This window comes from Paenibacillus sp. NPDC058071 (genome assembly GCF_042885235.1).
GTDB lineage: Bacteria > Bacillota > Bacilli > Paenibacillales > Paenibacillaceae > Pristimantibacillus.
Genome location: NZ_JBHVSK010000012.1, coordinates 43,269 through 56,308, shown reverse-complemented (window position 1 = coordinate 56,308; position 13,040 = coordinate 43,269). Strand labels below are relative to the sequence as shown.

Genomic DNA, 13,040 nt, shown 5'->3' with positions numbered 1-13,040 from the left:
GCCTTTTTGCGTGGATCGATGTGTCTGATTAAGCTGTGGACTATATTGTAATTGCTAGATTCATTGCCTATAATGATAGGAAAATATAGTAATTAAACAAAGGTTGATCGGAAACGTGGACAATAAAATCGTAGATGTCGCCAAACGCGCAGGGGTTTCGCCGGCCACCGTATCCAGGGTGCTGAATGACAGTCCTCTGGTCAAGGGACCGACGAAGGCGAAGGTGCTGGCGGCGATTAAAGAGCTGGATTATTATCCGAACGCCGCTGCTAAAAATCTTCGCTCCCAGCGGACGATGACGCTTGGCGTCATCGTGCCGGATATTAATGTTTCTTACTTCGCGGAAATCATTAAAGGCATCGAAAATATGGCTTATGCTCGCAAGTATCAAGTGCTGATATGCGATTCTGACAACAAGCCGGAAAAGGAGCAGGAATATTTGAGTCTGCTGCCTAACCGCGCCGTTGACGCAATGATTCTCGTGACACCGATGCTGGACAATGAGGTTATTTGCGAATATGCAGACAAGGGGTATACGATCGGGATGATCGGTAAAACCGTCAGCCATGACCGTATTCCAGTCTGCAAAACGAACAACGTCAAGTTTTCCAACCAGGCGGTCGCTCATCTGATCGATCAAGGGCATCGCGAAGTTGCTTTTATCGGAGGGTTTCGCGATTCCTTCGAAAGCTACGAACGATTGGAAGGGTATATGCAGGCGTTGAAGGAGCGCCGAATTCCGTTTCGTCCGGAGCTGATCGACAACGGCGATTTTCATGAAGCGGGCGGCTACGATGCTATTATGAGGCTGCTGGACAAAAGCTCGCCCTTTACTGCCGTCTACACAGCGAACGACGAAATGGCGCTTGGCGTTTATCGTGCCTGCAAGGAAAAAGGCTTGCGTATTCCGGACGACCTGGCTGTCGTCGGGGTTGATAATAACCGCGTCTCCCGATATGTTCTTCCGCCGCTCAGTACGGTCGAGCAACCGAAATATGCGATGGGAGCGCTTATGGCAGAGAAGCTAATCGATCAACTGACTGAAAACCAGTTTGCCGGCCACCGGCAATTCGTGATCGATTCAGAGCTCATTACTCGCGCTTCTTCGATGAAGCCGAAGCGTTGAGCTTGTCGCAACTGAAGCAAGAGGTTAGCCTACGCCCTCATACATAGTTGGAATGGAAAGGAGCGGGTCGGATTCCGCGGCGGACTGTTCGGTCCGCCGCTAGAAACGGCTCCGCTCTTTTGTTTGCAAGGGAGTCCTGAGCGGAATGCTCTAATTGCGACGTTCTCGTTTGCCGAAATAGTATACAGTAGTCAGGGAAGGGGAACTTTCGCCTTGAATAAAATGTCGCTGAGGACCAAAGGGCTGTTGATTATCGTTTTAATCTCTTTCGTTCCTTTGTTTATGACCGGAGTAAGCAATTATTTGGCTGTCCGGCACGAAGTGGTCGAGACGGCGAAGGACAAGGCGGCCAGCCAATTGAAGAGCAATGCGAGCCAGCTCGCTTCCTGGCTGGCGATTCGGCGGGCGGAGGTGCTCGTCATGAGCCGGACGGACGTTGTCCGTTTCGGAGAAGAGGCCGATCGGTTACGCTACTTCCATAACGAGATGGTTCGGTCAGGCTTTACTTACCAGTCGATCGGATTTATTAGACCGGACGGCACGGCCATTGGCACCGGCAGCACTCCTCAATATATGGGAGGGCACGACTTTTTTCGGCGGGCGATGAACGGCGGCGTTGTGATGACCGATCCGATCTCATTCGCGCTAGGTGAGGAAGCGCAGGCATATATTGCTGTGCCGGTAATCGCCGATAACAATCAAACGGTGGGTGTTGTGTACGCTTCGCTGTCTATGTCTGTATTAGAACCGTTTTTACGGTTAGGGACAACCATAACCGATGCCGTCACTTTTCGTCTATATAACGAGCAAGGGAAAGTACTGTTTACGACCTCTCGTTCGGAATCGCGTGAGAGCGAACGATTCGACGGCTACTTTGACGAGCAATCGGGTGTGGAGGTAGTCAGCCAAAACGAAGTTCATTTCATTTTCTATGAGAAGGTCGATAATGCGACTGGCTGGCGGTTTGCGCTGGAAATACCGGAATCCCGTTTGAACGTCGGTTTGCAAAACGTGTTCTGGCGTACGTTTCTGACCATTGCGCTCGCTGAGGCGGCGATTGTTTTGTCGTTCTTTATATTTTTCGCAGGTATTGTCCGCAGGCTGGAATCGATTCTTGCCGTGACGGAGCAGGCTGCGGACGGCCGCTTCGACGCGGAGCATTTGAATGAAACGCCGGGTGACGAGGTCGGTTTGCTGGCTTCTTCCGTGAACGGGATGATGGAGCATTTGAAAGGCATGTTCGGCCGTCTTGAAGCGATTATTAATCAGAACCAGTATGCGTTTATCGTGCTGGATGAGCTTTATCGAGTCAGTTATATGAATAAAGCGGCAGAGGAACTGATCGGCTATACGTCCGAAGAGCTGGTCGGGCATGCTACTCCGCTCGTGTTCATGGATATGGAAGAAATCGAGAAAGAAGCGATCGAGCTGTCGGAACGGTTGGGACGGACGGTTCAGCCGGGCCTCGAAGTGTTTCACGAGCTGCGTCTGGAGAAGTTTTATTACGAGCGGGAGTGGACGTTCATCCATAAAGACGGTACCCGCATTCCTGTGCGCCACAGCTCGAACGGCCTGCTTGACCAGAATGGCCGTTTCAACGGCGTGGTCGGCATGGCCTACAATATTTCGGAGCATTTGCAGATCGAGAAGGCGCGCAATCGGCTGCAGGACATCGTAGAGTCGGCGCAGGACTTGATCGCTTCAGTCGATCACCGGGGGAGCATCATTTATATGAACGCTGCGGGCCATCGTATGCTTGGGAATGAGCCTGGCGGCGGAAAGGCAAGAATCTGGCATTATATGCGTCCGGAAAAATATCGCGAGCTTGTGGCCGGCACTCGCATTGCCGAGGTGCAGGGCTACTGGGAAGGCGATACGGAGTTTCGCAGGCGCGACGGCGAGAATGTACATGTCTCGATGGTTATCGTCGCTCACCGGAACAAGCGTACAGGAGAGCAATATTTCTCGAGCATCGCTCGCGATATAACGGAACAAAAGCACATTCAAGATGAGCTGATGCGAGCGACACAGGTTGCCGAAGAAGCGAACGAGGCAAAAAGCGCCTTCCTTGCCTTGATGAGCCATGAAATTCGTACGCCGTTGAACGGCATTATCGGACTGGCTCAGCTAATGCGCCGAACCGAATTAAGCGGATCGCAAAGAGAATACATGGACAAAATGTCCACCTCCTCGCAAACGCTGCTCCGCCTGATCAACGATATTCTCGATTTTTCCAAAATCGAAGCGGGCAAAATCGAGACGGAAAGATTGGCGTTCCAGCCGGAAGAGCTGCTCGGGCGCTTAACTGACCAGCTCAGCGTGTTCATGGGCGGGAAGGAACAGTTTGAATTTATTGTCGACTCGCCCGCCGATCTGCCAGCTACGCTAGCCGGCGATCCGCTTCGCTTGGAGCAGGTGCTGCTGAATCTGTGTATGAATGCGATTAAATTCACGTCTCGCGGACGCGTCATTCTGAAGCTAGAGCTGCTGGAACAAAAGAAGGAAACCGTTCTGCTTCTTTTTACCGTCAAAGATACTGGTATCGGCATGACGCAAGAACAGTTGGAGAAGCTGTTCGTTCCGTTCACGCAGGCGGACGGCTCGACGACTCGCAAATACGGAGGCTCCGGGCTTGGTCTCGTCATTTCTAAATCGCTTGTCGAAGCGATGGGAGGAAGTATTACAGTCACAAGCAAGCCGGGGCAGGGCAGTTCGTTCAGCTTTGCGCTTTGCTTGCCCGTGCTTTCTCCATCCGTAATCGAGCAGTTGATTGTCGATGATCCATGGAAGGGCCAGCCGGTCTGGATCGTTGAGGATAACGATGGCATGCGGCAATATTGGTCGGAGACGATCGAATCGTTCCAGCTAACGCCCGTTCTGTTCTCGTCTTGGAAAAAAGCGCTGGCGCGCTTGCGTAGAATCGGCGACGGAGCTAAACCGAAGCTTGTGCTGCTCGATATGGAAATGCCCGACATGTACGGCAACGAAACCTGGATCGAATTCCGCAAGGCGGCGGAGGCCGCCGGCGTGAAGACGGCGGTGGTGACGACGACTTTTGGCCGCGACGAAGTGCTGCAAATGCCGGATGAGCTGCGGCCGGCAGCGCTGCTGACGAAGCCGGTTACCCGAATGTCGATGTTCCGGGCGTTGTCCGGTGCATTGGATGACAAAGGCACTCGCGTTAGCGTGGACGCTGCTATGGGTGAAGTTGCGTCCGGATCGGAGGAGCTGCTGGCTGCCAAGGCGCGCATTCTGCTTGCGGAAGACAATACGATCAATCAATTAGTTGCGATGGAAATGCTGAAGGAATACGGCTTCGAAATTGGTCTCGCCGAGAACGGAAAGGAAGCGCTGCTCAAGCTGGAGCAGGACAAATGGGATATGGTGCTGATGGATATTCATATGCCGGAGATGGATGGGATGGAGGCGACGACCCGTATCCGCTCTGATGCGCGGTACGATCGGCTGCCGATTATTGCTGTGACGGCCAATACGCTGCGGTCCGACCACGAGCGCTATTTGCGTCTCGGCATGAACGCAGTCGTCACAAAGCCGATCGACCCGGAGCAGCTTTATGCGTCTATTACCGCCTTGCTAGGCAAGCCCGCCGTTCTGCCTCTTAAGCGGCCAGCCGATAAGAACGGCGGCGCCGTCGCTTCCGATGAACCGGCGCTGCCTGTGGTTCCGGGTATGGACATGGCCGCAGCTTTGGCGAGGGTAAGCGGCAAGCGGGTCATTCTGTTGCATATGCTGGAGCAATTCGAGTCTAACTACGAAAATTTCGCCGATAAGCTCATTACCCATCTGGAAAATGGCGAGACAACCGCGGCTAAGCGGATGCTGCATACATTGAAAGGAGCTTCCAGCCATTTGTCAGCGAGTGAGATTGCGGCGGCAGCGGGCGCTTTGGAGGAAATCGTATCGGCTGCTCCGCTGAACGAGAGAGTTTGGAGGAGCGGGGCGGCGAAGCTGAAAGAGAAGCTGGCCGAAATGATTGGGGCGCTGCGCAGCTGAAAATAGGAGAAATAGGGCCGGGTGCGAAAACCAGTTCGACAGATTTCCCCTAACAATTTTCTAACAATATATTGTTCTCCCTATCAGGGATATTGTATATTATGGATATATAACGATATTCGACAGAAATCTCCAGTCCCATAAGGGGTGGCCCATGTACAAAGTGTTAGTAATCGAAGATGACGTCATGATGAGCGACATGCTATCCATGTACTTGTCTGAAGAGGGCTACGAGGTGAGGCAGGCGGAGCTTGCCGAGGAAGGACTGCGATTAGCGCAGGAATTCAATCCGGATGTCGTACTGCTTGATCTTATTTTGCCCGATCGAGATGGAATGGAAGTTTGCGCGCTTATTCGAGACAAGTCGAACGTACCTATTATGATCCTGTCGATGAAAAGCGAGGTTTCTGAGCGGGTTCAAGCGCTCAAGGTCGGAGCGGACGATTATATGTGCAAGCCTTTCAGCATGCATGAAATGACCGCTAGAGTGGAAGCGTTAATCCGCCGCTCGCAGCTGACAGCGCCGGAAACGGATAGCGGCAAAGAGGCGGAGGAAGACGGGAAGAATCTGATTCAGCTCGATCTCGAGCGTCGTTTGCTGCTCGTTCGAGGCAAACTAGTAGAGACGACATTTTCCGAATACGAGATTATGAAACTGTTCCTTGCCTATCCAGGCAAAGTATTCAGCAGGGAAGAACTCATTAATGCCATTCGCGGATTCGATTCTTTCGTTACCGATCGTGCCATCGACGTTCATATTGTCAATTTGCGCAAAAAAATCGAGCATAATCCAAAGGAACCACGACTGATTCGGACCGTATGGGGCTTCGGCTACAAGTATACGGCCGACTATTCCGAATCGAACGATAGTCAATGAGGGTGCTCAAGTGACCGTTTTGCCTAGGCGAAACGGTCTTTTTTAATTTTAACTGGCATTACGCCGGTGAAACTGGAATTGTTTTATAGAAATCTAACATTATTCTGAATGACAGCACTGCACTTTCCTAATATTTATATGGGAAAATAGTCGCATAAGTTATTGAGGCGTAAGGGATGGTGAACCGAAGTGCATGCAGTCATCGGCCTTGCTGATCGAAAAGAGGCAATGCTCCGACTAGAGCTGGCAATTAGTGATGCACGCGTTAACGGAAAGCAGTTTGTTGTAGTCAAGGTTCAATTTAAACCGTTTTATCGGATGAACGAGGTCAATGGAGAAGAATACTGCGCTCGTGTGCTGCGTAAAATCGAAGAACGTTTGGCGGGAACGGGGCTGGGCCGTAAGCCGTCGCTCGTTTGTAGGATGGGCAACAACGATTTACTGACCGGATATGCAATCGGTATGGACAGCAAGCAGGAAGAATGCGGCTTAATTGCTGAGGCATTGAAGCATGCGATTGAAACGCCTGTCAACGAAGAAGGACAGGAACTGACCTTGAGGGCCTCGCTGGGCGCTGCCGTATATCCGCAGGACGGGAGAACAAGCGAGCAACTGATGAACCGGGCCGAATCCGCGCTTGGAAAGTCGGAGGAAGAAGGGCTAGGCATCGTGTTCTATTCGCCGGAGGATACAGAGCAAATCAATCGATGGATGAAGATTGAAGCTGCAATACGGCCGGCTTTATACGAAAGACATTTCCATCTGAGCTATCAGCCGATCTATCGCTCCGCGGATGGCAAGCTGCGGGGATTCGAGGCGCTGATCCGCTGGCAGCACGAGGAACTGGGGGCAATTGATCCTTCGGAGTTTATGCCAATTGCGGAGCAAAACGGAATGGTGGTCCCGATCGGAGAATGGGTTATTCGCGAAGCCTGTAAGCTGCTGACAGAGATGAATCAGTACGGACAATCCGATTTGGTCATATCGATCAATATTTCGCATTTGCAGCTGCAAGATCCGTTCTTTGGCAAAATGATTGCCAATATATTGGCGGAGACGGGACTTGCACCTTCGTCGATAGAGCTGGATATTAAAGAGAGTGCGCTGAGTCCTGCATCGGCGCTGCCGATGGAGACACTCACGTTCCTTCGAGCTCAGGGGATACGAATTATGCTGGATGATTTCGGCGTCAGCGGCTCGTCGCTGACCCACTTGAAGCAGCTTCCGATTAACGGACTGAAGGTTAGTAAAGTATTCATCCAACATATCGATATGCCGGGTGTTGAGCGACATATTGTGGAAATGCTGCTTGGCCTGGCGCAGAAGCTGGGACTGGAAACGATCGCTTGCGGTGTGGAATACAAGGAGCAATACGACCTGCTGGTAAGCTGGGGCTGCGATTATGTGCAAGGCTATTTGCTCGGCAAACCGATGCAGCCGGACGTGATGGATCTGCCGGCGATGCGCCCGGAGAACAGGCCGCGGCATTAAGAATGCAAAGCTTTTGTTAGGCTTACCCAGCCAATTCAGGCTTGCGGACTGCATAGAGAAAACTACAACCGTCTGAACTGCAAGCCTTTCCTATAAATGTTAGCAAGATATGAAGAAAGCCCGACCGAGGATTAGTTCCCGGCCGGGCTTTCTTCGTTTCAGGAAGGACGACTTCGGCAGTCGTCCGATTTATTTGATATCGCATACGTTTGGGCAGCGCCGCTATCACACGATTCTGTTGGTTAGCTGACTTCTAAATAGAGCTTTGTGCCGTCATTGTATTGAAAAATCGCAACGTCACGGACGACTTCGACTTTGGAGATGCGTTTCCATTTTTTTCGGAAATCAAAGTTGAATTCCATCTCCAGCAATTTATGATTAAACTGCTCAACCAAGGTCGTTTGTTCGCTAGGGAAATAGACGGGAACGGAACGATTTTTGAAGGTAATGATTTTCATCATGACTGGATGCGCCTCCGATGGATCGTTTTTTTCCATTCTACCCCGAACCTTTTAGCCCGTTATGAATCAGCCGTCAGAATAATGTTTAGTTTGCTAATACATTTCTAACAAACTGGTTTATGAGCTGGAGTGGCTGTAATATTTCTTTTTGTAGTGCCCGTGTCCGTGATGTCCGTGTCCGTTTGGATATTGAGGCGGCGGATAGTGCTTCTTTTTATAGTTGCTGCTGCTGTGCGAATGGTAACCTTGCCCGTACCCGTGGCCATGTCCATATCCTTGCCCGTAACCTTGGCCGTGCCCGTGATGCTTGCGGCCGGTGACGGAATGGAGTACGCGGTTAAGCAAATGTTTGAACATACGATTTACCTCCTTTTTTGTAGGATTAGTATTAGTACGGCGTCTTTCGCTGCTGGTTCCAGTACAACCGGCTGAAACGTTCGACTTGGGCGGACGTATCGTATGGAAGGCGGAGGAGGCGGACGGATGCTAAAGCGATGGACGGAAAAATGGCGGAGAATGCGGGAATCTTGGCTCGATTATCCGCTTCAAGAAGGCAGCTTGCGAGCGGGCGGCCGCTATCGCATTGAGCGGTTTGCGGGCATGGGCAGCTATGGCGTTGCCTACAAGGCGGTCGAGCTCGCCACCGGCAGAACTGTTCTTATGAAATGGAATAAGCCGAGCAAAGGAGACTTGGGGCTGACGCTGCTGCGCCGGGAGCATGCCGTGATGCGCAAGCTGGACCATCCGCAAATTCCGAAGGCGCTTGCTTACGTCGAGGAAGGGAAGAATGAAGCGATTGTCATGGAGTTTATCGAAGGGCGTTCGCTGGAAGAGGAAGTAATGGGCGTCGGACGCGTCCTTACGGAGCGGGAAGCGCTGCTCGCTCTACTCAGCGTGATGCGTCCGCTTGGTTATTTGCATGAAGCAGGCTGCGTTCATTTGGACGTCAGGTTGCCGAACGTATTGGTGCTCGGCGGAGATCTGTACTTGATCGACTTCGGCTTGGCTCGCGCGACGGGCGAACAACTGCCGGAAGCGCTGTTGGCTGCGCTTGGCGAGAATTCCGGAGACATTGGCGGCGTTGATGAAGAAGTACAAGGCCGAATAAGCTGGCGGAAGGCGCGGATGGATATGCGACGGCCCGAGCCGTCCAGTGATTTGCAGGCTGCAGGGCATTTGTTTCTGTATCTGATGTACTCCGGCTACGAGGATAAGGAAGGCCAAGAGGAACGGGGCTGGGAGGAAGAGCTGGAGCTTCGTCCTGAGGTTCGAAATCTCATTCGCAGGATGCTGGGGTCCGAGTCGGCGGAGGGAAGCGCAGCGCCGCTAACGGCGTTGCGCTGCGCCAAGGAGCTGGAGGCGCTCCTCAGCGAATAAGCACCGTTAACGGCACCACGCTGTGCCGAGGAACTGGAGGTGCTCCCCAGCGAATAAGCACCGCTAACGGCGCTGCGCTGTGCCGATTAGCTGGAGGCACTCCTCAGCGAATAAGCACCGGTAACGGCGCTGCGCTGTGCCGATTAGCTGGAGGCACTCCTCAGCGAATAAGCACCCAGTCAACTGCCGCGATTAAAGCCAGATGCAGCGGATAAAAGCTGCGCCACATGAAGCGCGGGACACGAATGCGATCGGCGGACTGAAGCAGCATTGGCGTATAGACCAGCACCATGGTGGCGAATAGGCTGTACAGCTGGATATCCCAGCCTTTGTAGAACAGAAAGGCGACGTTCAGGACGAGATGGAGCGGCAGCATCCATTTTGGCGCCCCGTAACGGTAAATAAGGACAAGGAGCGGCAGGTAAGCGCCGTAACTCGCCGGAACGGCTTCGACAAGCAGAATGGCGGCCAGTGAGGCGGCCAATTGCAGAGGAGCTTTCCCTTTCAGCTTGTCCAACGCCCACAGCATCAGCAAGCAAACGAAGAGCGTGCCTACCGTATTAAGCTCCATCTCGCGGAACGCAAGCGAGTACGGAATTTGCGAGATCGCGGCTATCGCTAGCATGCGACCGAGGTAACGATTCACATCGCGGGTACGCGTATAGCCTAGCACGAGAGCGTAGGCGTAGAACGGCAAAGCCAGCCTGCCGATGACACGCCACGTCGAATCGTCCGGAAACCAGACGACGCCGATATGGTCGAGCAGCATGGAGAGCATTGCAATCAATTGCATCGTCATTCCTCCGTCGGCGAGTTTAACATTAGTATATCATACGGTAAATTCATGAGCCGAAGGGCGGGAGCAGCTTTGTGAAACAGGTGCGCGGTGGAGGAGATAGGCAAGGGGAGTAACCACGAACAACAAACCACGAGCAAGAAGCTTGACTTTTTCGTAAAGCCTTTGTAAGATATAAGAGTCATGCTGATGTAGCTCAGGGGTAGAGCAACGCACTCGTAATGCGTAGGCCGGGGGTTCAATTCCCTTCATCAGCACCATGTATAGCCTATAATGCGCGATTTCCGGAAGTAACGGAAATCGCGTTTTTTGTTATTGCGGCGGCAAAAGGGGTGGCGATAAACAAAACTTTTGCTGTCGCGGGCGCCGTATGTCAGAACGCAGCATGATGTGGTAGGGCTAGTGCAACTTTTATCGGGCTCAGCATGGCGGGAACTTTTGCATACGTGCCGAGAAATAACTGCGTTTATGCAGCTATTTCTTGGCACAAGGCCATGTTTTAAAGGAATAAGTGCAGAAAAGCCGTTATTTCGGTCTCGGCTCGGCGAAAGGAAGGATTCCACTTCCCAATAACTGCATTTTAGCAGTTATTGCTTGCAGCGGGGGTTAGTTGAGCGGAATTAACGTCCGAATCGCAGTTATTGCTGTTGGAGTCGAAGTTTTGATAGACCATACGAAGGTGATGAGTGGACTCAACTCAGCAAAGTAGTGCGAGTGCTCGAAGTCCGGTTTACTTGCAGCAGTAGGGACTAGCGCTTCCCGTCATTTCAAGTCATGCACTGATTTCGGTTTTGAGCCATAAAAAGACCTCGAATTCCAGTAAAGTGGAAAGCGAGGTCCTTTTCCTCAAATAAATTCTGTTATGGGCGGGGCTCAAAATCATAAATCGACTTTTGGGAAAGCCCCTGCTCGTACTTTATAGCTTCTCGTTTATTGAATCGTTCCGCAAACAATGCGATTGCCGGAGTTGCCAGCAGGATCGGTCGTATAATCGTCCGCTTTCTCGTGAATAACGAGAGCTGTTCCGCCTGGCTGCAGCAGCGAATTTGGTTCGTTGCGATGCAGCGTAACGTTTTTCGTTATAATTTCCGTCTCAACCGTTCCGTTCTTGGCCGACTCGATATTGGGCAGATCGCCTAAGTGGAACCCTTTTGGATTTTTGAAGCCGTGCTCCTTCGCGGTCGGGTTGAAATGCGGACCGGCCGATTCGAAAGCAGGCGGCTCGCATTTGCCGACGTTATGGAAGTGGATGCCGTGCGCGCCCTTAGACAGTCCTTTCGCTTTCAAGCGGATGTGAACCCCGTCTTCCTGCTCCGTCAATACCGCATCGCCAACCGCATCGCCTTTCGTATTAATCAAATTTACTTTGACCTCTACCTTTTCATGATGAGCCGGTTCGCTAGGCGTGGCGCCTGCGGTTCCGGGCAACAGCGTCGATGCCGTCAGCAGGCCGATTGCGCCCCAAGCCAATAATTGTTTCATAGCTCCTCCTACCTTAGTCTGTCATTCGCGCATAGGTTTTCCATTCCCCCGTCAAATATACATGAAGGCGAATTTTCATAGAGGATAAAATCCGCTCCCCGGCAAACTGCCTTCCGCCAGATCCACCCCTTGTTTGGCGGGGCTTTGCAGATGTGCGAACGAAGCGCTCTTCTTGTCCACTCTCTAAACGTTGCGGCTGTATATAATGTGCTATACCAATCGGGAGGAGGAAAAAGAGTGTCTGCCAAAAGTAAATTGACGTTTGCGAATGTGAAAACGATGCAACGGCCAAAGAAACAGGCTCGAATTTCGTCCGGCTGCGCATGCGAGAAGGAGGAGCGGAAGCATTGCGATCACAAGGATAGAGCTGTGGAAGCGGTGCAGGATGCTGGCAAGGAATTGAGCGAGCTGTTCGGTCAGCTGAAATGTGAAGAGACGGCGGAGAGGCTCGTGCGTGCGATCCGCTGCCGCGACGCGCGCACGATTCAGAAGATCATCGGCTGCGACTGTCGCGTCGTTCATTTCTTCTGTACGCATAACTCCGACTGCGTCAAAATATGCTGCTTTTTCGGAAGAAGAGGGGAAGTGTCCGTCTCTTTCGATATTTGCATTAAGCGTAAATTCGATTGCTGCCGCGGAGGATGGTAAGGCATTTATCTTGGAACGGTCCCGCTCGGCCCGGTAAGGCCGTACTATGTGACTCTTGATGCGTTGCGCCTCGAATAAATTGCGGAATGATTGAGATCTTGGCTAGACTCGCCATGCACGACAGGACGGCCGCCTGCATACTATGAATCGGTATTCTACAGGCCATTGAACTAACGGGAGGCGAGGACATGCCCATTATTCCTAATTTTCCGCAAGCGCTGCTCCGGGAGCATCAAATTTGGCATCATGATCATCACGTTACGCCGGGGACGACCCCGCCTGTCGGCTTCGGCGAACAGTTTCTGAGGTTCCATCGCGATTTTATTAACCGGGTCTACGTCTGGTACGAGCGGCAAGGCTACGATCCCCGTTATATTGCGCCGTGGGACGGCATACCCGAAGCGATCCGCCGCTCGCCTTGCCACAATGAAGCGGCGGCTAACCGGATTATTAACAATCCCCGCTCTTTCCCCACGCTCGATCAGTACGGGCGTTTCATGGAAGGGAGCGGTGTCCACGGCTGCATTCATGCAGCTTCAGCCCGCATCTTCCGTGAGCCGGAGATCGACAACTTCGATTTGGCCCCGAGACAGACCGTATTTTACAATATTCACGGTATGATCGACGGCTGGTACCGCAATTGGGAGGCCGCTTGGGGGCTCCGGCCGTCCGCTCGCCAGAGCGGTAAACGCTAGTTATACGGCATCCGGCAGGTACCGAGAATGAGTCTGCCGGAAGGAACGAAAAAGACGCTTTCCCCTGCAATTG

11 protein-coding genes and 1 tRNA gene are annotated in these 13,040 nt (G+C 52.4%); 8 read left to right on the top strand and 4 right to left on the bottom strand.

Features of this window, described 5'->3' with window-relative positions; translation table 11 throughout:
* The first annotated feature begins 115 nt into the window (after window positions 1-115).
* The 4 genes from ACFVTB_RS19345 to ACFVTB_RS19330 all read left to right on the top strand — a co-directional run bounded on the left by ACFVTB_RS19345 (window position 116) and on the right by ACFVTB_RS19330 (window position 7,508).
* Window positions 116-1,126: a LacI family DNA-binding transcriptional regulator gene (locus ACFVTB_RS19345; RefSeq protein WP_387752675.1), complete on the top strand. Its 1,011-nt coding sequence runs from the start codon at window positions 116-118 to the stop codon at window positions 1,124-1,126.
* A gap of 222 nt (window positions 1,127-1,348) precedes the next feature.
* Window positions 1,349-5,140, top strand: a complete 3,792-nt coding sequence (locus ACFVTB_RS19340; protein WP_387752897.1) for a response regulator — start codon at window positions 1,349-1,351, stop codon at window positions 5,138-5,140.
* Between the two features lie 154 nt (window positions 5,141-5,294).
* Window positions 5,295-6,017, top strand: coding sequence for a response regulator transcription factor (locus ACFVTB_RS19335; protein ID WP_387752673.1), 723 nt, complete (start codon window positions 5,295-5,297; stop codon window positions 6,015-6,017).
* 189 nt (window positions 6,018-6,206) lie between these two features.
* Entirely contained in the window at window positions 6,207-7,508 is a 1,302-nt protein-coding gene (locus tag ACFVTB_RS19330; protein WP_387752671.1) for a putative bifunctional diguanylate cyclase/phosphodiesterase, read from the top strand.
* Between the two features lie 242 nt (window positions 7,509-7,750).
* Here the strand turns inward: ACFVTB_RS19330 and ACFVTB_RS19325 are convergent, their stop codons facing one another.
* Complete coding sequence (locus ACFVTB_RS19325; protein WP_387752669.1) at window positions 7,751-7,969, bottom strand: hypothetical protein; 219 nt, start codon at window positions 7,967-7,969, stop codon at window positions 7,751-7,753.
* Window positions 7,970-8,086: 117 nt separating this feature from the next.
* A complete protein-coding gene (locus tag ACFVTB_RS19320) occupies window positions 8,087-8,326 on the bottom strand; it encodes a hypothetical protein (protein WP_387752666.1) in 240 nt (79 codons plus the stop codon).
* A 126-nt stretch (window positions 8,327-8,452) separates the two neighbouring features.
* On the opposite strand from ACFVTB_RS19320, the gene ACFVTB_RS19315 reads away from it, so the two are divergent.
* Window positions 8,453-9,346: a serine/threonine protein kinase gene (locus tag ACFVTB_RS19315; protein ID WP_387752664.1), complete on the top strand. Its 894-nt coding sequence runs from the start codon at window positions 8,453-8,455 to the stop codon at window positions 9,344-9,346.
* 160 nt (window positions 9,347-9,506) lie between these two features.
* Here ACFVTB_RS19315 and ACFVTB_RS19310 read toward each other — a convergent pair whose 3' ends face one another.
* Window positions 9,507-10,139, bottom strand: coding sequence for a TraX family protein (locus tag ACFVTB_RS19310; protein WP_387752661.1), 633 nt, complete (start codon window positions 10,137-10,139; stop codon window positions 9,507-9,509).
* Window positions 10,140-10,327: 188 nt separating this feature from the next.
* Here ACFVTB_RS19310 and ACFVTB_RS19305 point away from each other — a divergent pair.
* Window positions 10,328-10,402: transfer RNA gene (locus ACFVTB_RS19305), tRNA-Thr, on the top strand.
* A gap of 670 nt (window positions 10,403-11,072) precedes the next feature.
* Here the strand turns inward: ACFVTB_RS19305 and ACFVTB_RS19300 are convergent.
* The gene (locus tag ACFVTB_RS19300; RefSeq protein ID WP_387752659.1) at window positions 11,073-11,624 is read right to left on the bottom strand and encodes a superoxide dismutase family protein; all 552 of its coding nucleotides are present in this window, start codon (window positions 11,622-11,624) and stop codon (window positions 11,073-11,075) included.
* Window positions 11,625-11,861: 237 nt separating this feature from the next.
* Here ACFVTB_RS19300 and ACFVTB_RS19295 point away from each other — a divergent pair, with 237 nt between their 5' ends.
* On the top strand, window positions 11,862-12,272 hold the full coding sequence (locus ACFVTB_RS19295; protein ID WP_387752656.1) for a hypothetical protein: 411 nt from the start codon (window positions 11,862-11,864) through the stop codon (window positions 12,270-12,272).
* Window positions 12,273-12,460: 188 nt separating this feature from the next.
* Window positions 12,461-12,967: a hypothetical protein gene (locus ACFVTB_RS19290; protein WP_387752653.1), complete on the top strand. Its 507-nt coding sequence runs from the start codon at window positions 12,461-12,463 to the stop codon at window positions 12,965-12,967.
* Window positions 12,968-13,040: the final 73 nt, after the last annotated feature.

Excerpts from the sequence above, each read along its gene's own strand:
- ACFVTB_RS19315 (WP_387752664.1), top strand. The coding sequence starts at position 8,453 with ATGCTAAAGCGATGGACGGAAAAATGGCGGAGAATGCGGGAATCTTGG.
- ACFVTB_RS19320 (WP_387752666.1), bottom strand. The coding sequence starts at position 8,326 with ATGTTCAAACATTTGCTTAACCGCGTACTCCATTCCGTCACCGGCCGC.
- ACFVTB_RS19325 (WP_387752669.1), bottom strand. The coding sequence starts at position 7,969 with ATGATGAAAATCATTACCTTCAAAAATCGTTCCGTTCCCGTCTATTTC.
- ACFVTB_RS19290 (WP_387752653.1), top strand. The coding sequence starts at position 12,461 with ATGCCCATTATTCCTAATTTTCCGCAAGCGCTGCTCCGGGAGCATCAA.
- ACFVTB_RS19335 (WP_387752673.1), top strand. The coding sequence starts at position 5,295 with ATGTACAAAGTGTTAGTAATCGAAGATGACGTCATGATGAGCGACATG.
- ACFVTB_RS19340 (WP_387752897.1), top strand. The coding sequence starts at position 1,349 with ATGTCGCTGAGGACCAAAGGGCTGTTGATTATCGTTTTAATCTCTTTC.
- ACFVTB_RS19300 (WP_387752659.1), bottom strand. The coding sequence starts at position 11,624 with ATGAAACAATTATTGGCTTGGGGCGCAATCGGCCTGCTGACGGCATCG.
- ACFVTB_RS19310 (WP_387752661.1), bottom strand. The coding sequence starts at position 10,139 with ATGCAATTGATTGCAATGCTCTCCATGCTGCTCGACCATATCGGCGTC.